This is a genomic window from Arthrobacter sp. DMZ02-1R (assembly GCF_057747935.1).
The window spans coordinates 2816826-2833892 of record NZ_CM173230.1 but is presented as its reverse complement, the minus strand read 5'-3'; the positions used below and the strand labels follow the sequence as shown (position 1 = coordinate 2833892).

The following is a 17067-nucleotide window of genomic DNA, read 5'->3' as shown; positions in this document are numbered from 1 at the left end:
TTCCTGCTCGACCTTCGACGACATAGACACATCCGCTGAAGCCAACGAGTACGCCGCCGAGTTCGTCCGGCGGAAGATCCGGGAAGGCGTGCTCGATCCGCAGACGGCCGAGCTGTTGACCCCCAAGGACTACCCCTACGGCGCAAAACGGCCTCCGGTCGGTGACGGCTACTACGAAGCCTTCAACCGTGCCAACGTCCACCTCGTCGACATTAGAAAGCAGCCCATCAGCGAAATCACCCCGACCACGCTGCGCGTGGGGGAGGACGAGTACGAGGTTGCGTCCTGATGAGGTCGAACTTGGCGTCGGTATCCATGGTGAACGCGGCACTGCACGAGTGCCCTTCGCGGGAGCGGATGAGCTCACGGCTCTAGTGGTCGATCCGCTTGTCGCAGAGCTCGGATTGGGGCGTTCTGCCCCTCCAGCAAATCCTCCATGCTGTGCCCGCAGACCCCCAGCTGCATCCGGAGCGCGGCAGGAGGTCGGGGGTGTCCTCCAGCAGGCAGCTGGTCCGGACGTCTTGGACACGAAACGCGCAGCACTTGGGCTCTTTACCGGGTAATCCCCAAATTTCGGGGCGCTCAAGGATGAGCACCAACGCGCACGAGTGGTGCTGTGCCCGTCACGGATAGGTGGGATACGCATTCTTGACGGTCTTTGTTCCTGTCTCAGGTCTTGGCGGTGCGGAGTGCCGTACCAGCCTCGGCAAGCTAAGCGCTTGGCCGCTGGCGGAACCCACGAGGGCCTGTTCTACCGGCCCACGGTTCTCGCTGGGGTTACCCCTGAAATGCCGGCCTATGCCGAAGAGGTGTTCGGCCCCGTGGCGCCTGTCGTGCCTTTCGCTACCGTCGAACAGGCGATCGCACTGGCCAGCGACACGGAATACGGTCTCTCACTGGGCATACTGGGCGACGTGGGCTTGGCGATGGAACTTGCCGATAGTATTCCCAGCGGTATTGTCCACATCAACGAACAAACGGTTGGCGACGAAGCGAATGCCCCCTTTGGCGGTGTACGCGCCTCCGGAAACGGATCGCGGTTCGGGGGGCCGGAGGCAAACATCGAGGCGTTCACGGAAACTCAGTGGCTGACTGTGCGCCCCCGATATTGCCACCTACTCCCTCTAAGCGCGCAGGAGCACCGTCTTCACCGCGAGGCTGCCGTACCGGCCTACCCGGCGAGCGTCATTAGGTTTGCCAACGACCGCCCGGAGACCGCCCGGGCTGCTTTTTCAGTGTTGGCAGAGGCGATCCAGCGTTTCATTGAGTGTGGATTCCATCTGGCCCCGATACAGATCGCGCTTGGCCTGTGTCGAGGGGTCTTCGATGTCGGAAGGGATCACTGGTGGCACCACGGTCATGGAGGCCACGTACTTCCCGTCCTCGGAGGTTACCGCGACCGTCAAGTATGCCCAAAATCCGCCGCGCCCTTCGAACCGCGTCCCGCCCATGCATCCGTCCGGCGTCGTCCAGACACCGAGCGCGCAGGGCGCCAGACTTGGCTTCTTCTTCATCTCGGCCAGACTCTTTGCCGAGAGGAGTCTGCCTTGGAAGAGGGCGGCGTAGAACGTGTTCACGTCGGCCACGGTCGAGGTGACGCCCGCATGCGGAGAGTCGGCTGTGTCCGAGTTGTCGGTTACGTCCAGCCGCTCCCCACGGAGGGCGATGTACCCGTGCAGGAGCCGTGCCTCATGGAGGTTCAGCCGTCCGGTGGTGGTGTCCTTGAGGCCGAGCGGGTCGATAACCTCCTCGCGGAGCACTTGAGGGAACGGCTTGTGGCGGAGTGCCTCGACCAAGAGGCCCAAGGCCATGTATCCCGTGTTCGAGTAGCTGAAGCTGCCCACAGAGAAGGGCTCCCACGGCTGGGTACCCGCCACTCGGAGCGCAGTCTCGGGCGTAACCAGCAGTTGGCCTATGGACGCTCGGACGTCCACGTCCTTGTAGAGCACGTCCGTGAACTCGGGCACCCCGGAAGTGTGGCCGAGCAGTTGCCTAACGGTGATCGGCCCGGGCGGGTGGAGCAGCGTCTTGAACCCGGGGACGATGTCGTTCACAGGGTCGTCGAGGCCGATGAGGCCGTCATCGACGAGTTTGAGGACGGTGACCGCGGTCATGGTCTTCGTGATGCTCGCGACTTCCGCCAGGTCGGTGGGCTGTGCAGGGGCCTTGGTGTCGAGGTCGCGGACGCCGTACGCTTTGGACCACTCCCCGCCGGGCCAACGTACCTGGACCATAGCGGACACGGCGCCCTGGTCCATGAACAGCTTCGCCTGACGAGCGAGCGAGTCCGTCGCGGCTGGGGCGGTCGGTGATGGTGTGCTGTCGGGGGCGGTGTAGGTGCAGGCCGAGAGGGCGAGGACAACGGCGAGGGCCGCGTGCCTCAGGGCGAAGTTCTTGGAGCTCATGGGAAGCCGCCGATCAGGTCAGGTGACATCGGGCTCGGCCGTGCTCGGCGCCAACGCCCGGCCAGACTTGAATCAGCACCGTCTTTCCAGCATCTCAATGCTAAGACTCGCGCTCACGCAGGAGAACCCGCCCGCGGCCGCAATACGGATGAATCATGCGCGGTCGGTGTCCGTGATATTGCTAGGTGGGTCGCAGGTCCTTCCGCGATGTCCTCACTGCGGCGATGTATTCGGCTTGGGCCGCTGTGGAGTCGATGGCACGGCGTTCGGTTCCGCGGACGGCCGTCCGTAGAGCATGCCGCACAGTCGGCCGTCCAGTTCGGCGTGTTGTGTCTCATTGCCCGACCTGAGAACTGTGTACTCTCAGCCAGGTCGACGGAACATTCTGGGCACGGCTTCGATCGGATACGCCCGTCTCGATCAGGGCACAGAAGCCTGACGGTCAGACCGATGGGCTGGAGGCCTGCCGCCTGGAGAAGGTGTTCGTCGATGACACACCCTCGATTTGGCATGAGCGGCATGGGATTGCTTCTGGGATACGCCCGATAGTTGACCACCGATCAGCACGGTCAGATGCAGTTTGACGCGCTCAGCGAAGCAGGCGTGAGGGAAGAGTACATCTACTTCGAGCAGTTTCCGGGACGAAACTGGCCCGGGAGCGCCCGGCTACGAGCAAACTGCTCGGTTACAGCGCCTGGGTTATCCCCGGTGCCGCCATCGATTCGGAGACCGGATGCAGTCCACCCGGGGCGATCGCTTGGTTGGGCAGCTCAGTTTGGCCGGGGGTTCTTTAGAAGGTGGATGCTGACGACTTCACTGGTGTCGCGCGTTGTGACCGTGATCCCGTCACCGACAACGTCCAAGAAAAAGATGGCCCTTTCGCCCACCTTGAGTTTCCCGATGCCCAGCAGGGGAATCTCCTCGGTGTCCATCCTGAGAACCGACACGCCTGCCGTTCGGTATGCGGCTTCTGGGCCTTGGTCCGCTGGCAGGCGAGTGAGGCTTGGGGAGTTGCCGAGGGCGATCCGGTAGAGGGAGCCTGTCGATGTGCGGAAGGCAAACGTTCCGGTGTCTGTGTCCGTCAGTTCCTCGATCCGCACCATGGCCTGATTCTACGTTGGAAGGGCACGCGGGAGCCGCCGGGGGATTCCTGGGTTGCTCGCCGGGGGATTGGTGGAATCCGTTGAGCTGGTTTTGGGATCTGGAGGGAAATGGCTGAGGGCCCCGCAGCTCCTGGCTGCGGGACCCTCAGTAATCCATAACAGGGAACCTGCCCCTGTCTTCCTTTACAGTCTACTACCATGGCTAAGTCTGAACCAAAGAGCATCGAGTCCGTGCTGCTGCGGCGGTTGAGCAAGGCCCGGCTTGCACCCTACCTTGAAGCTGCCGGAAGCCTGCAGGATGCGGTTCACCTGTACCGATGGAACATCCGGCTCTCGGGCGCGGCATACGAGGCACTCCACATTTTCGAGGTCGTGCTACGTAATGCCCTCGATGAAAAACTGTGTCTGTGGAACGCAACCCAGACCAACCCGAAAACCGGACAGGCCCACTCCGCGGACTGGCTCCTGGACCCGTCGGTGTTGATAGAGCGAATTGTGGGCAGGGACATTCCCGATGCCAGGGCGCGGGCGGGCAGATCAACGCGTCTGCGGCCGAAGCACCTGCGCGAGCCGCTGCACGAGGATCTTCTTGCGGCCATGTCGCTTGGCACGTGGCGGTTCATGCTGCCGGGCCGTAAGGATGCCGGGAAGCAACTGTTGTGGGATCAGGCACTGAGTTCGGCCTTCCCGAACCTGAAACGACCGGTCCATGAACTGGAACGGGCGGTGGAGGGCGTGTATCGCCTGCGCAACCGTGTCGCGCATCTTGAACCTCTGATCAACAGTCGAATCGAAGCCCAGCTCGCCAACATGCGGACGGTCATCGGCGCGATTGATCAGGACATACTGTCCTGGTTCGCCTCCGTCGAGAAGATCGGCCAGACCCTGAAAGAGCGCCCGACGGTCAACCGCGGCCACTGACATCCCTGTACGTCACTTGAAGGCAGTGCTCGCAGGCTGGCCAGTGACAGCCAAGGCCTTGCAAGCAACCATTTACAGCAAGGCCAACGATCCCAAGGCGGGGAGTAGTGTCGCGGCGGTCTCTAAGCGAAAAATGGGGTGTGCACAATGTGCACACCCTTGCCGTCGGACTGGGCCGTACTGGTGCCGGACTGGACCGTACTCGGCATGTTTTCGGGAGTTCCCAGTATTTCCAGGGCTCGGAAGCCGGTTCGAGCCCCACCTCGGGCACAATGTTGTCGCAGGTCAGGGGCCTATTTGGCTCCTGACTGTGCACAAATCAGCTTTTTATGGGCCCTTCGGGGCCGTTTTTGTTGGTGGCCTTCGGTGTGGCCGGGTGCCTCTTTCCTTCGGTTGGGCGGTAGGTCTGTGTTCTTGCTCTTTCATGGTGCGGTCGTGGCTCGGCGCCATGTTGTGGTTGTGGTCTGGGGTCGCCGTGGCTAGAGCATGACGACGGGGGTGATTCTGCTCGTTGTCGCGAACCAGCCGGATGCGAGCCGGTACGAACCAGTTCTTCCGGATGTCCGAGCCCTTCCAGCAGTATCGGGCTCCGCCACTGACGCGTGCCGCCGCCCACCGGTTCACGGGAAGTTTTCGAAATTCAGGCGTTTCTCCGGTCACAATGGAAATTGTGAATGAAGACACGCCGGATGTCGTCGGGCAAAGTGCCCTGCCCTGGTTTCCCGATGTGGCAGGCAACGCCATGACCCGCGAACTTGAGGAACTGCGCCTCGAGAATGCCAGGCTGCGGAAACTGCTGGTACTCACCGAGCCGGAATCAAGAGCTCCCCGCCAAGACCAGCCGGCCATTCCTGCAGTTGTGAACCGTGGCCCCGTGACCATGGAGTCGTCTCCGGAGGCAAAAGTTCGTCTATTCCAGGACTTGTTCCGGGCACGCAGCGATGTCTATGCACTCCGATGGGAGAACTCACGGGACGGTCGATCCGGCTGGATACCCGCCGTCGCCGGCGGTTGGCGCAAGGGCGCGAACATGGCCGGTGCCAATTTCCTGCCGCTTACTCCCATCGTTGTGGCTGAACATCTGCGCGGACTGCACCACATTGGCCTCTATCCCTTGACTGAGCAGGAAACATGCTGGTGGGTGGCAGCGGATTTCGACGGCGATGCCGCAATGTTGGATGCCTTGGCGTACGTCAAGGCTGCGCGCTTTCGCGGGATCCCGGCTGCGCTTGAAGTCTCCCAATCCGGACGCGGAGCTCATGCCTGGATCTTTTTCAGCACGGCCGTAGCGGGCTCGGCCGCGCGCCAACTCGGCACCGGGCTGATTCACGAGGCAATGGGACTGCGCGGCAGCATGAGCTTGGCAAGTTATGACAGGCTTTTTCCGTCCCAAAACGTGCATTCGGGCAAGGGCATGGGCAATCTGATTGCTGCACCGCTGAACGGAAAGCGCCGCCAGCACGGCACAACGCTGTTCCTCGACACCACTACCCTCGAACCGTATGAGGACCAATGGGCGTACCTGTCCAGCCTCGACCGACTCTCGGCCGGGGAAGTCAACACCCACATCCGCAGGCTGCCTGCCGTCAAGTTGGGACAAGAGGTCCGCCGGCTCGAACTGCCCCAGTCGTCCAAGATCGTTCCCCGCCCTGCGCTCATCATTCGCGCTACCTTCGCTTCACGTATAACCATCAAAGCAACGGATCTGGGGCCCGCCATGATTTCGGCAGTCAAACATGCCGCGTCAATGCCTAACCCCGAGTTTTACGAACGTCAACGCCAGCGCCGGTCGACCTGGGACATCCCGCGTTTTCTCCGCAACTATGACGAAACTCTTGAAGGCGACCTTATTTTGCCTCGCGGTTTGCTGTCGCTCTTGCATCAACTGGTCGAATCGAGTGGCAGCACACTGCGCATTGATGATCAGCGCGCATCCGGCACCGCTCAAAGTTTCGAGTTCACAGCTCTTCTCCGTGGGGAGCAACAAGGCGCAATGGATGCCGCCACTTCCACTGAGCAAGGCATTTTGGTGGCTCCGCCCGGCACCGGCAAGACAGTCATCGCCTGTGCCGCAATGGCGCGTCGTGGCGTATCCACGCTGATCCTGGTTGACCGCAAGGCCCTGGCTGACCAATGGCGTAGCCGCATACGCGAGTTCATGGATGAAAAGTGCGGCCAAATAGGTGGAGGGCGTGCAAAGACAACGGGACGCATCGACGTCGCGCTCTTGCCCACGCTCGCGCGGCGCGACAACGTCGCTGAGCTGACCGCCGGGTACGGTTTTGTCATCGTGGACGAGTGCCACCATGTCCCGGCCGTGGCATTCAGCCATGTCATGAACCAGATCCCGGCACGGTACTGGTTGGGGTTGACGGCGACACCGTACCGGAGGGACAAACTGGACTCGCTGATCTACCACCAGCTCGGCAAGATCACGCACACCATTTCGCCCCCTGCTCCGCAGCAGCTGCCACGCGACGTGCAAGCGGTTGCCGATCCCACGCTGGCTTTGAAGCTGCACCGGACGTCCTACAGTTACGATGGCGGCGCGGACCCCAGCGAGCCTGGCGGGATTTCCGCCATCTACAAGGACTTGATTGCCAACGAGGATCGCCTGCACCAAATTTACGACGACGTTATGGTGGCTTACGAACAGAACTCGCGAATTCTTTTGCTGACCACCTGGAAAACCCATCTTGATTCCTTCAGGTCCCGGTTCGAGGCGAATGGTCTGAAGCCGGTGGTCTTCACTGGGGCAATGAAGGCGAAGGAGCGACAAGCCGCCGTCGACCTTCTTTTGAACTCCGATGACTCAGAGCCGCTGCTGGTGTTGGGAACCGGCTCCTACATTGGCGAGGGCTTTGATTGTCCGAAGCTGGATACCTTGTTCCTTGCGGCCCCCATTTCCTTCAGGGGCAGGTTGGTCCAATACGCCGGCCGAATCATCCGACCATACCCAGGGAAAACGGTGGCGACCGTTCACGACTACCATGATGAGTCCACTCCGGTCCTGGCAGCTTCACTGAACAAGCGGGCGCCGGGGTACGTCTCGCTCGGGTTCCCTGATCCGCGGAAACTGCCAAGCGCGTGACGTCGTCATCCCCGCATGGACAGTCTTCGGTGATTCTGCGACAGCATCAGCCACCAAATGGTCCCCGTGACGACCACGTAACGGAAAGCGACGTGGACGTACTTGACGTACCTGATGTACGTGCGGATGATTGATATATGAGCACCCCCACACATGAGACAGTCGGTGGACACGTCTACGGGTTTACCCAAGCACGGGATTCGTTGAAGACGATCCTCGATGCCAGCGAGCGGGGAGGGCTGTCCACGATACGGCGGCCCGACAGGGCCACGGCCGCCGTCGTCAATGGAGAGAGCTTGCGCCGCTATCTGGAATTGACGGTCGTCGCCAATGTCCAGGTCGTGAACGAGGACGGAGCATGGGCTGTCTTCATGCCGGGGCAGCCTTTTGCCGCTGAGGCCACGGAACTGGGTGAAGCGTTGGCGGACTTTGTCGATGCTTTGCGGGACTACGCGGAGGATTGGGAGGACCATTTGCACGCGGCGCCCAATCACCGCGAGAACTGGGCCTTGGTTCAGCTCATTGATCTGTGCACCGATCAGCAATTGGCCGCCTGGCTCACCGGCTCGGTGGCATGAGCGTCCGACGCGTGGGCGGACGGGACGACCATGAGAAGTTCTGTCTAACCGAGCGCTGGGAGTTGGTGACGAATGCCCGCGGGAAACCAGTGCGCCATCACGCGACTTACCGGTTGAGTCTGCAAGACGGACGGATCTTGCGGACCCGGATTTCCCGCCCGGTGGATCGCACCACGTATTCGAGTTCGATCTGGAACCATATTCTCCAAGACCAGCTCGAGGTCAGTGAGGATGAGTTTTGGGCATGCGTCGATGACGGTGCCTTGCCTGCCCGCGGAATGGCAGCCCCTCCCGCTTCGGCTATTCCCCTGGCGCTGGTCTGGCAACTCACCCACACCGTTGGAATGAATGAACGAGATGTTGCCCGGATGACGAAAGAGCAGGCCGTTCAGGCGATCAACGATTACTGGATGTCGCAAGGGGGAGGACAGGACGATTGAGGCGGTTGCCCGGTTGGTCGGACAGGCCGCATTTGCCATAGCGGACATTCGTCTCCGTGAAAAAAGCGGCGTGTGCACAATGTGCACACTTTGGCTGTCGGACTGGGCCGTACCGGGGCCGGACCGGGCCGTACTCGGTATGTTTTCGGGACTTCCCCATGTTCTCAAGGCTCGGAGTCCGGTTCGAGTCCCACCTTGGGCACGTGTTTCCGCAGGTCAGGGGGCCTTTGGCTCTCTGACTGTGCACAAATCAGCTTTTTGTGTGTTCCTTCGGGTCTTTTGTGGGGTCCTCTGCCTCGCGTTCTCTGGATGGGGAGTGGTCTGTGGTCTTGTTTCTTCTTCATGGTGGGTAGGGACCGGACTGCATGACTTGGGTATGTCAGTCTGATGGGGCCTCGTCCGGCCTTCAACCGCCGGCGGTGGCTGCAACGGCGGCCATTCCTGGGCGCCTCCATGGAATCTTTCGTTGTTGAGTCGTCTAGTGTTTCAGTGGGACCGGGAGGCATTGTCCTGAGCGATTGGAAGGGCCGGATCTGAAGTCAGTTGTCGGCGGCGTGTTTGGGCTGCTGTCCGGGATCCGTGTCTTTGGTGGTGTGGGCGCGCGCATGGGCGGCTAAGTTTCGTTCCTCAATGAGTTCCTGAAGCCAGAAGTAGGACGCCTTGGGCGTCCGTGCCAGGGTCTGGAAGTCCACGTGGATCAGGCCGAACGGCTGACTGTAGCCGGCGGACCATTCGAAGTTGTCCATCAGCGACCACACGTAATAGCCGCGCAGGTCTATTCCCTCGGCTGGTCCGCCGGGTGCTGTGGCCTTCAGTGCGGCTTCGAGGTGGTCGGATAGGTACTTCAGCCGGCGCTCGTCCGGGATAAAGGTGGTGTTCGTGCGCCTGTCACGGACGATTATGTCCTCGAAACTGGCACCGCCCTCGGTGAGGATGACAGGGGGCAGGTTGGGGTACCGTTCGGCCATCTCCCTTAGGGTCACGCCCAGGTAATCAGGCTTCACGGGCCACCCATAGGCGGTGATGTCCGCTTCCGGCCAAGCTTCAAGGTGGAATGGAGCGCTGGCGCCACCGGCGGCGCTCAAGTCGTCTCCCATGGCCTCCGCCATGTTGGCGGGCATGGCGCCGTCGCCGGCGCCCGCGGCGACTCTGGTTGGCATGTAGTAGTTGAGCCCGTAGAAGTCCAGCGGCTGGGAGATGACCTTCATGTCCTCGTCGGGGTGGTCGAAGGAACCAAAGAACTTGGCGGCACGGATCAGGTCCGGGTACTTGCCTGTTAGTACCGGGTCCGCGTACAGCCTGTTCTGCGCGATGTCCATGAAACCCGCGCTCAGCTTGTCCAGGGGATTGATGGAATTCGGAACCATGGGCGAATAGACGTTGCTCATTCCGATCTCCCCGGGAACGCCGGCTGCCCGCAGTGCCTGGACAGCGAGGCCGTGACCCAGCAACTGGTGGTGGACAGTGGGCAGCGCCTTGAGCAGTAGGGATTCCCCGGGCGAGTGTAGCCCGAGGGTGTAACCATTCGTGGTGACCGTGGCAGGCTCGTTGATGGTCACCCATCGGGCCACCCTGTCTCCAAAGGCAGCGGCGGCGATGGCGGCGAACTCGCCGAGTCGGTAGGCGGTGTCCCTGTTGAGCCAGCCGCCGGCGTCATCCAGGGGCAAGGGCGTGTCCCAGTGGTAGAGGGTGACCATCGGGGAAATCCCGCTCGCGAGCAGTTCGTCCAGGAGACGGTCGTAGAAGTCCAGTCCAGCCCGGTTCGCTGGACCGCTGCCACTGGGCTGGACGCGCGGCCAGGATAGGGAGGAGCGGTACGAATCCACGCCCAATTGCTTCATCAGAGCCACGTCCTCGGGCATCCGATGGTAATGGTCGCACGCAACCTCTGGGCTGTCACCGCCGACGACCGCCCCGGGTCGGGCCGAGAAAACATCCCACCCTGCCGGACCACGGCCATCCTCGTTCAGCGCGCCTTCGATCTGGAAGGCGGCCGTGGCCACGCCGAGTGTGAAGTCCGCCGGAATGAGCCTGGCCAGCTCTTTGGCGGTGATATGCATTGGTTCAGCCCCTCGTCAAAGAGATAACGTTGCCACGGGATCCTCTAACCACGCGAAGTCCGGACCATATCTTCGCATGATTCCCTGAGTTACCGGCAGGTATGCCGATTCGGATGCAGGATCGAAGCCCAGCATTTGATCGGCGCCCCGGGCCAACGACTCCCACAACCTTCAGTACAAGTTACTCATCAGCTACTTGGCGGATGGGGACAACTCTAGGAATTCAGAGCCCACAGGGCAGGCCCGCAGTCGGTCCCTTCAAGGCCCGCGCCGGCCATGCCCCTGCGCGGACAGCCGGAGCCGTTCGCTGCCGGGTGTGGTGTCGTGGTTGGTGTCAGGGCCGTGGCGGTGTTGGTGTGCGGCGGGTGCGGGCCCGGAGCTGGATGATGCGTACTGCACCGGCTACGGCGACCAGGGCCCCGCCGCCGACCGCGGCGATGAGCAGGGCAATGCCCAGGGAGATGGTTCCGTCCAGGCCGAAGAACCTGACCCTGGCGGCGTCCTGGTTCTGCACGATGAACGCGATGAGCAGGATCAGGAGCACGAGGGCGGCTACGGTGGCCGTCCAGACCATCCCGGCGCGGGTGACCACCGGCCGACGCCCCGCCGGCACGCCCGCGCCGGGTGTTGGCGCGTGGGACGGCTCCGTAGGCAACAGGGGGTCGGTCGGCCGACGGGACGCCGCGAACGGCAATGCGATCAGGAACCCCCGCGCGAGTCGGAAGCGCCTCCAACGCACGGGTTCCAGGCGGCTGCGCAAATGGGGGATATGCGAAGCTCGCCACAACAAAGGTACGCCGCACGGCGGCCTTCCACACCCTCCTCGTGGGCCCTGTTTTGAGAGCCCGGTGGACCCTCCGGGAGGGTTGACGCCGGACCTCATATGGCGTGACACGCATCTTCTTTGGGCCCCTTGCCTCCCCCCGTGACGGGCCGGGCGCGGCCCGCAGACACCACTGCCAGGGTTCCTGCGACCACCCCCAAATCACTTCGGACAGGTCACCGACGCACGAGCAGCTAAAACACGTAGGGCGTACTCAAGCCCGCGGCCGGTTCGGCGGCCTGCGATCGTCCACGAGGGCGATTCCCTGGAAGATGCTCTCGGCGGTAGCGGCGCCAATGCCCGGCAAAGGTGACACCGGGCATTGGTGCGTTTCCTTGCCACCGCCCACCCAACCCGCGGGCCGCTTGCCGGGAAGCAGCAGCGCTACAAACCTGGTACGGCGTGGGCGCCGGACACCAGGCGGAAACAGGGTCCGGCCGGACGGTGGCCTCCTGCTCTACCTGGGGTCCGCCGGGGTTTGGGCGCTGCTGTTGAGGATGTAGTCCACGGCGGCTGGTCCCGTCATGCGCAGGCCTTGGAAGACTCCCTTTTTGCCCTTCCCGTCCTTTTCCTTAACAAAGCCTGCGAGGCGCAGGGCAGTGCGGAAGGCATGGTCGGGAGGGGGATTTTGCGGTGCAGGGAGCACCAGCTGATGTAGATCCCGTAGAAGACGTCGGCGTCGAGTCCTGAGTCGTTCGTGTCGTCTTTGATGATGCAGTCCTGGAGGAACTGGCTGATCTGTGGAGGGGTCATGGTGTGCTCCGGATTATGGTTTTCAGGGTTGGGTTCCGTAGATGAATTCCTTGGCGTGGGCGACGGCTTTTCGGAAGGCGTCGTTGCGCAGGCTGGCTTGCTCGGTGTTCCTAGTGTCGGTTTCGAGGTATTTCGTGTAGCCGGGCCGCAGGACCCAGATATCGCCTGCCGGGGGTAGGTAGAACACTCCGAAGGAGCGGTGCTGGGGGTCCTCGGTCCAGATGGGGACGACCGCGACGGCGGCGCCGGTGTCCGGGTTGATCCATTGGGCCCGGGGCATGGGTTGTTCGTGGGTCTCGGGGTCCAGGAACGGCGCTGTTCCTTTGCCCCACCGCTTTTCGAAGCGTTCGTAGAATGCGGGCATCAACTGGCTGTCGTACGGGCGCCAGGCACTCATGGGGGCTCCTTGGGATTGTGTGGTTTTCCGGCTCTCAGCGCCTGATCTGCAGGATCAGCGTGTAGCCGGTTGGCGGATATGACCTTTGCCGGACCGGCATTCCCGCGGACCGTCCCGCGGGCGGCTCCCAGATGACCGGTCCGATCAGCAGGGACGTGGCGGGAAGCGACCTTGGGATCCGAACGGAGGCGGCGCCAGGGCGCTGCGGCTTGGCGTTCGCGGCTGGACGCGGGTGCTCCCGGTCGTAGGCGGCCCGCTTTTCCGGGTTGCTGAGGATGGCGTAGGCGGCCATGATGTCCCGGAGCTCCTGCAGCTCTTCCTGCGTCTTCGTCTCCGGTTCCGTCGGCCCGGGGCCGGTGGGGTGTTCGCGAGCCGCCCGGGTGTCGGGGTGCAGGCCGCGCATGAGCGTGCGGTAGGCGCGGGTCACCTCGCGCGCCGTAGCTGTGGGGACGATATGCAGGATGCCGTAAAGGTCGGGGCCGTTGTTCCTCATAGTTGGCAGTGGTGTGTGTTTTAGATGGTGTTCTCGTGGGCGGGGGAGGGGGATGGCCCCCGGCCTGTTCGGCCGGGGACCATCGTTGCGGGAGTCATCCTCGGGACCTCATCCATCCGTGCGCAGGCTGCGCTGTGGCGTGGTCTGTGAACTCGACCGCCCTCTTTACATGGCGGGCCGCTGTGGTGCTCCCGGTCCGGGAGGCTGCGCCGGCGGTCAGGCGTTGATCTCCTGGCGCTGTTTTCCGGTGGTTTCGATTTCGATGCGGCGCGGTTTTGCTTTTTCCGCCACCGGGATGCGCAGGGTCAGGACGCCGGCGTCGTAGTTTGCTTTGACGCCTTCGGTGTCCAGCGCGTCGCCGAGGATGAGCTGGCGGCTGAAGACGCCGCGCGGCCGTTCGGAGGCGATCAGTTCCGTGCCTTCGCCGACGGGGTCCGGGCGTTCGGCCTTGACAGTCAGGACGTTGCGTTCGACGTCGATGTCCACCGAGTCCACATTGACTCCGGGCAGATCGAAGGCGACTACGAAGTCCTCGCCTTCCCGCCAGGCGTCCATCGGCATGGCCGCCGGCCGGGCTGTGGTGCCGAGTACCTGTTCGGCGAGCCGGTCGAGTTCACGGAAGGGATCCGTTCGCATCAGCATGGTGTTTCACTCCTTGCAGATCGCAGCTTTTTGTTGTCAACCCAGCCGATCTATGGTGGCTGGTATATATTTCTTATAGCACTACATATGGGTCAGGGCAAGCCTGATTTTCGAAGGATTCTGGAGGTACCCGATGAGCCAGGCGGAGGACCGGGGGAGGGGCGTGTATGCGATTTCCGTTGCGGCCGCACTGGTGGGAACGGGTCAGCAGAACCTGCGCCTCTACGAACGCAAGGGCCTGCTGGAACCGGGCAGGACCCTGGGCGGTACCCGCCAGTACAGCGAGAACGACCTTGTGACATTGCGGCGGATCGGCGAGCTTCTGGAATTGGGCTTGAACCTGGCCGGCATCCGGATGGTCCTGGTCCTGGAGGCCGACAACCGGCGCCTCGAGGCGGAACTCAGGTCCGCGAACGCTACACGGGACAGGGCCCGTCCTTGATGTTCCTATCTCTGCCGGAGCTTCAACCAAGAAGGTGGCGACGATGCGACTGCAGCGAAGTCCTGATCCAGGGCCGGATAGTGCCTCCCGGACAACTTCGGACCCCAAAACCTCGCCTCGGGCCCCGTCATTGACGTTTGCCTTTGGATTAGCCTGCCATGAGGGATGGTCGACCGCGTCATAGACCTGCCGGGCCCCCGGACAGCCTCCTGCGAACCAGTACACCCAGTACGGTGACTGCTTTGACTTGGGCGATCAGAGATTCCAGGAAACCCGGCACCGACTCCTACCGCGTCGCCCACACCCTCCACCAAACTCCATAACGGGCGATAGACCAATCGTGGGCCCCTGCCGGCGGCTGGCCCTCTATCCGGCAAGGACGTGGGTGGGCACTGCAGTGGGGTGGGGTGCTGTCATTAGGATAAGGACGTGACGGCTAGTTTCCGCACCATGGCCGTGCCGTCTTCGACGCACACGTCGGTGCCGAGGTTCCCGGATGGGGGGAACACCAGATCGCTCAGGACAACTCTGCCGTCTTGGGCGAAGATCTCCACCGAGCACTGGTCGACGATTATGCGGAGCCTTAGCGCGCCGTCGTCGAGCTTCACGGGTGCTGACTCGGCCGACGCGAACTTGTCGTGGAAGGCGGTGTTTCCGGAGTTGCGGCGGTCCAGGGTGAGCCGGCTCGTCAGGGCATCGAAGCTGAGGACCGTTGCTGCGTTCCCGTCCGGTGCGCCGAGAAGCCTGAAAGCAACGGTCCGTGCCGTGCCGGGCAGGATCTCGGCCTCGATAAGCTGGGCTGATCCGGGCGCCGCGTCGGGCAGTTGGAACAGGGAGTCGTGAAGTTCCATGTTCTGTATGGTGCGGGCCGGCTCCCCGGAGTCCAATGTCAGCATGGGGCGCTGCAGCAGGCGCGGCAAGCCGTCCACCATCGCGAGTTCGATCTCCCGGGCAATCGACATACTGGAGCGCCACGGAGACGTGGGCAAGGAGTTGGCGTAGTCCCAGTTGTTCATCCAGCCGATCATGATGCGACGGCTCTCCGGGGCATTGCTGAAGGAGACGGCGGCGTAGTAGTCACGTCCCCAGTCGAGCCACAGACAGTGTCTGAGATCTACGTTCCTGTCGGCATCCGCTGGAACGAGCGAATCAGGGTCGGCGGTGAACTGCACCCCATCGAAGTCGCCGACGAAGTACTGCCCTCCGGAGCCGCCGGCCACGGCTCCCGGGTTGATATTGACCACCAGGACCCATTTGACGTTGTCCGGGTCTCCGTCGACGGGGAGCGGGAAGAGGTCGGGGCATTCCCATTCGCCGTCGCTGGCGTTGGCGGGGCCGAAGGTGCTCAGGTAATCCCAGTCCTTGAGGTCGGCCGAGCGGTACAGCACAACCTGCTGGTGCTGGGCCTCCACCGCCACCATGATCCAGCAGGAACCGGCCGGTCCCTCGTAGCGGAACACCTTGGGATCCCGGAAATGGGCCGAGCCGCGGCCAAGCACCGGGTTGCCTGCGTATTTGCTCCAGGTCATGCCGGCGTCCGTTGAGAACGCGAGGGACTGGGCTTGTGTCCCTTGGTGCGCCGAGCCTTCCTTGAAGGCGCTCGTGTAGATGGCCACCAGGGCCGGATCTTCTGCTGTGCCGAATCCCGACGTATTGCCGTGGTCCACCACGATGCTGCCCGAAAAGACGTCTTCTTCCTCGTCGCAGGCGATCGCCACCGGGTGTTCGGTCCAGTGCAGAAGGTCGGTTGAGGTGGCGTGTCCCCAGGACATGTTGCCCCAGACGTTGTCGAAGGGGTTGTTTTGGTAGAAGAGGTGGTAGACGCCCTGGTGCCACACGAGTCCGTTGGGGTCGTTCAGCCACGTGTTCTTGGCTGTGTAGTGAAGTATCGGCCGCATGGTGGGAGCGGTTTCTTCGGCGCCGCCCCCGCCAGGCTGTGTCGTTGTTTCAGTCATCGGAGTTCTTTCGGGACGTCCGGGCCAGTTCCAGGCATCGGATCAGTTCCGCCCGCGTTGGCGGGTTCGCTCCGTGCCGGCCGACCGTTATGGCCGCAGCGAGCGAGGCGGCGGTTCCCAGGCGGATGAGTTTGCCGTAGCCGAAATCGTCCTCGGGGTCCTCGATGAGGCCGGCGATAAGCGATGACATGTAGGAGTCGCCTGCGCCGACAGTGTCCTTGACGAGCACTGGTGGTGCCGGCACTTCGATCTCGGCGGTATTCGAGCGCAGATAGGATCCGGATGCGCCATCGGTGATGATTGCAAGTTCTGTCCCGAGATCAAGCAGCCGCTGCGCGACGTCGTCAGGAGACGTACGCGGGTAAAGCCACTGGGCGTCGTCCGAACTGAGCTTCACAACGGTAGCCAGGGCGACTGTGTGTTCGAAGGTCCTGAGCGCTTCAGCGTGGCTGTGGAGCAGTGTCGGGCGGATGTTGGGGTCGTACGTGATCAAGCAGCGGCGGGAGAACTGTTCGAGCAAGGACCGGACTTGGGTTGCTCCGGGTTCTGTGAAGGAGGCCAGTGACCCCGTATGCAGCACCTTTGGGAGGAAAGCGGGGCTGATTTGGGGGAGGTTCCATTCGAAGTCGAATTCATACTCTGCGGAACCGCTGCTGTCCAGAAGCGCCCTGGCTGTGGATGTGCGGTTGAGGTGTTCGGCTCCCGGGAACAGGCGTACTCCCGCGGTGTCCAGGTGTTGTTGGATGCTCCTGCTGCGTTCATCCCTGCCCAGTGCGGTGAGAAATGCGGTGCTGACGCCTAGCCGGCCGAGTCCGAACGCGACGTTCATCCCTGATCCGCCGGGAAACTCGACGGGCCCTGCCGCGGTGTCAATGATGTCGATTATGGCCTCGCCGACGACGACGACATCCGTTTCAGGGCATGGGGGAACTGGGGTGCTGTGCATTCGGGGTCCTTGGAGGGT

Annotated in this window: 17 protein-coding genes and 1 pseudogene; 8 read left to right on the top strand and 10 right to left on the bottom strand. The window is 62.8% G+C overall.

Annotation, left to right across the window (positions count from 1 at the left end; genetic code table 11):
* The first annotated feature begins 88 nt into the window (after positions 1–88).
* From AC3ANQ_RS13675 to AC3ANQ_RS13665, 3 genes and pseudogenes are all read left to right on the top strand, one after another.
* On the top strand, positions 89–289 hold the full coding sequence (locus AC3ANQ_RS13675; RefSeq protein ID WP_488301552.1) for a hypothetical protein: 201 nt from the start codon (positions 89–91) through the stop codon (positions 287–289).
* Entirely contained in the window at positions 279–563 is a 285-nt protein-coding gene (locus AC3ANQ_RS13670) for a dihydroxyacetone kinase subunit DhaK (protein ID WP_488301551.1), read from the top strand. Before AC3ANQ_RS13675 ends, AC3ANQ_RS13670 begins: the two co-directional genes overlap by 11 nt.
* Positions 564–608: 45 nt before the next feature.
* A pseudogene (locus AC3ANQ_RS13665) lies at positions 609–1028 on the top strand (aldehyde dehydrogenase family protein); the annotation flags it as partial.
* Between the two features lie 204 nt (positions 1029–1232).
* Here AC3ANQ_RS13665 and AC3ANQ_RS13660 read toward each other — a convergent pair.
* Both AC3ANQ_RS13660 and AC3ANQ_RS13655 read right to left on the bottom strand, forming a co-directional pair.
* Complete coding sequence (locus AC3ANQ_RS13660; RefSeq protein WP_488301550.1) at positions 1233–2405, bottom strand: serine hydrolase domain-containing protein; 1173 nt, start codon at positions 2403–2405, stop codon at positions 1233–1235.
* Between the two features lie 770 nt (positions 2406–3175).
* Positions 3176–3508 (bottom strand): hypothetical protein, encoded by a 333-nt coding sequence (locus AC3ANQ_RS13655; RefSeq protein ID WP_488301549.1) that lies wholly within the window; start codon positions 3506–3508, stop codon positions 3176–3178.
* A gap of 198 nt (positions 3509–3706) precedes the next feature.
* Between AC3ANQ_RS13655 and AC3ANQ_RS13650 the strand changes: the two genes are divergently transcribed.
* From AC3ANQ_RS13650 to AC3ANQ_RS13635, 4 genes are all read left to right on the top strand, one after another.
* Entirely contained in the window at positions 3707–4429 is a 723-nt protein-coding gene (locus AC3ANQ_RS13650; RefSeq protein ID WP_488301548.1) for a hypothetical protein, read from the top strand.
* A 670-nt stretch (positions 4430–5099) separates the two neighbouring features.
* Entirely contained in the window at positions 5100–7520 is a 2421-nt protein-coding gene (locus tag AC3ANQ_RS13645; protein ID WP_488301547.1) for a TOTE conflict system archaeo-eukaryotic primase domain-containing protein, read from the top strand.
* A 137-nt stretch (positions 7521–7657) separates the two neighbouring features.
* A complete protein-coding gene (locus tag AC3ANQ_RS13640; RefSeq protein ID WP_059389068.1) occupies positions 7658–8098 on the top strand; it encodes a hypothetical protein in 441 nt (146 codons plus the stop codon).
* A complete protein-coding gene (locus AC3ANQ_RS13635; protein WP_488301546.1) occupies positions 8095–8538 on the top strand; it encodes a cytotoxic translational repressor of toxin-antitoxin stability system in 444 nt (147 codons plus the stop codon). Before AC3ANQ_RS13640 ends, AC3ANQ_RS13635 begins: the two co-directional genes overlap by 4 nt.
* 539 nt (positions 8539–9077) lie before the next feature.
* Here AC3ANQ_RS13635 and AC3ANQ_RS13630 read toward each other — a convergent pair.
* From AC3ANQ_RS13630 to AC3ANQ_RS13605, 6 genes are all read right to left on the bottom strand, one after another.
* Positions 9078–10598, bottom strand: a complete 1521-nt coding sequence (locus AC3ANQ_RS13630; protein ID WP_488301545.1) for a GH1 family beta-glucosidase — start codon at positions 10596–10598, stop codon at positions 9078–9080.
* 334 nt (positions 10599–10932) lie between these two features.
* Positions 10933–11190: a lipopolysaccharide assembly protein LapA domain-containing protein gene (locus tag AC3ANQ_RS13625; RefSeq protein ID WP_488301544.1), complete on the bottom strand. Its 258-nt coding sequence runs from the start codon at positions 11188–11190 to the stop codon at positions 10933–10935.
* A 753-nt stretch (positions 11191–11943) separates the two neighbouring features.
* Positions 11944–12174, bottom strand: a complete 231-nt coding sequence (locus tag AC3ANQ_RS13620) for a hypothetical protein (RefSeq protein ID WP_488301543.1) — start codon at positions 12172–12174, stop codon at positions 11944–11946.
* Positions 12175–12196: 22 nt separating this feature from the next.
* The gene (locus tag AC3ANQ_RS13615) at positions 12197–12571 is read right to left on the bottom strand and encodes a hypothetical protein (RefSeq protein WP_390282350.1); all 375 of its coding nucleotides are present in this window, start codon (positions 12569–12571) and stop codon (positions 12197–12199) included.
* 34 nt (positions 12572–12605) lie between these two features.
* On the bottom strand, positions 12606–13064 hold the full coding sequence (locus AC3ANQ_RS13610) for a J domain-containing protein (protein ID WP_488301542.1): 459 nt from the start codon (positions 13062–13064) through the stop codon (positions 12606–12608).
* A 216-nt stretch (positions 13065–13280) separates the two neighbouring features.
* Positions 13281–13706 (bottom strand): Hsp20/alpha crystallin family protein, encoded by a 426-nt coding sequence (locus AC3ANQ_RS13605; protein WP_488301541.1) that lies wholly within the window; start codon positions 13704–13706, stop codon positions 13281–13283.
* Positions 13707–13839: 133 nt separating this feature from the next.
* Here AC3ANQ_RS13605 and AC3ANQ_RS13600 point away from each other — a divergent pair, with 133 nt between their 5' ends.
* The gene (locus tag AC3ANQ_RS13600) at positions 13840–14148 is read left to right on the top strand and encodes a MerR family transcriptional regulator (protein WP_488301540.1); all 309 of its coding nucleotides are present in this window, start codon (positions 13840–13842) and stop codon (positions 14146–14148) included.
* Positions 14149–14564: 416 nt separating this feature from the next.
* On the opposite strand, the gene AC3ANQ_RS13595 is transcribed toward AC3ANQ_RS13600, so the two are convergent.
* Both AC3ANQ_RS13595 and AC3ANQ_RS13590 read right to left on the bottom strand, forming a co-directional pair.
* The gene (locus AC3ANQ_RS13595; RefSeq protein ID WP_488301539.1) at positions 14565–16103 is read right to left on the bottom strand and encodes a glycoside hydrolase family 32 protein; all 1539 of its coding nucleotides are present in this window, start codon (positions 16101–16103) and stop codon (positions 14565–14567) included.
* A complete protein-coding gene (locus AC3ANQ_RS13590) occupies positions 16096–17049 on the bottom strand; it encodes a carbohydrate kinase family protein (protein WP_488301538.1) in 954 nt (317 codons plus the stop codon). Before AC3ANQ_RS13590 ends, AC3ANQ_RS13595 begins: the two co-directional genes overlap by 8 nt.
* Positions 17050–17067: the final 18 nt, after the last annotated feature.

Coding starts and splice junctions, on each gene's coding strand:
- AC3ANQ_RS13660 (WP_488301550.1), bottom strand. CDS start 2,405: ATGAGCTCCAAGAACTTCGCCCTGAGGCACGCGGCCCTCGCCGTTGTC.
- AC3ANQ_RS13655 (WP_488301549.1), bottom strand. CDS start 3,508: ATGGTGCGGATCGAGGAACTGACGGACACAGACACCGGAACGTTTGCC.
- AC3ANQ_RS13650 (WP_488301548.1), top strand. CDS start 3,707: ATGGCTAAGTCTGAACCAAAGAGCATCGAGTCCGTGCTGCTGCGGCGG.
- AC3ANQ_RS13640 (WP_059389068.1), top strand. CDS start 7,658: ATGAGCACCCCCACACATGAGACAGTCGGTGGACACGTCTACGGGTTT.
- AC3ANQ_RS13635 (WP_488301546.1), top strand. CDS start 8,095: ATGAGCGTCCGACGCGTGGGCGGACGGGACGACCATGAGAAGTTCTGT.
- AC3ANQ_RS13630 (WP_488301545.1), bottom strand. CDS start 10,598: ATGCATATCACCGCCAAAGAGCTGGCCAGGCTCATTCCGGCGGACTTC.
- AC3ANQ_RS13620 (WP_488301543.1), bottom strand. CDS start 12,174: ATGACCCCTCCACAGATCAGCCAGTTCCTCCAGGACTGCATCATCAAA.
- AC3ANQ_RS13615 (WP_390282350.1), bottom strand. CDS start 12,571: ATGAGTGCCTGGCGCCCGTACGACAGCCAGTTGATGCCCGCATTCTAC.
- AC3ANQ_RS13610 (WP_488301542.1), bottom strand. CDS start 13,064: ATGAGGAACAACGGCCCCGACCTTTACGGCATCCTGCATATCGTCCCC.
- AC3ANQ_RS13605 (WP_488301541.1), bottom strand. CDS start 13,706: ATGCTGATGCGAACGGATCCCTTCCGTGAACTCGACCGGCTCGCCGAA.
- AC3ANQ_RS13600 (WP_488301540.1), top strand. CDS start 13,840: ATGAGCCAGGCGGAGGACCGGGGGAGGGGCGTGTATGCGATTTCCGTT.
- AC3ANQ_RS13595 (WP_488301539.1), bottom strand. CDS start 16,103: ATGACTGAAACAACGACACAGCCTGGCGGGGGCGGCGCCGAAGAAACC.
- AC3ANQ_RS13590 (WP_488301538.1), bottom strand. CDS start 17,049: ATGCACAGCACCCCAGTTCCCCCATGCCCTGAAACGGATGTCGTCGTC.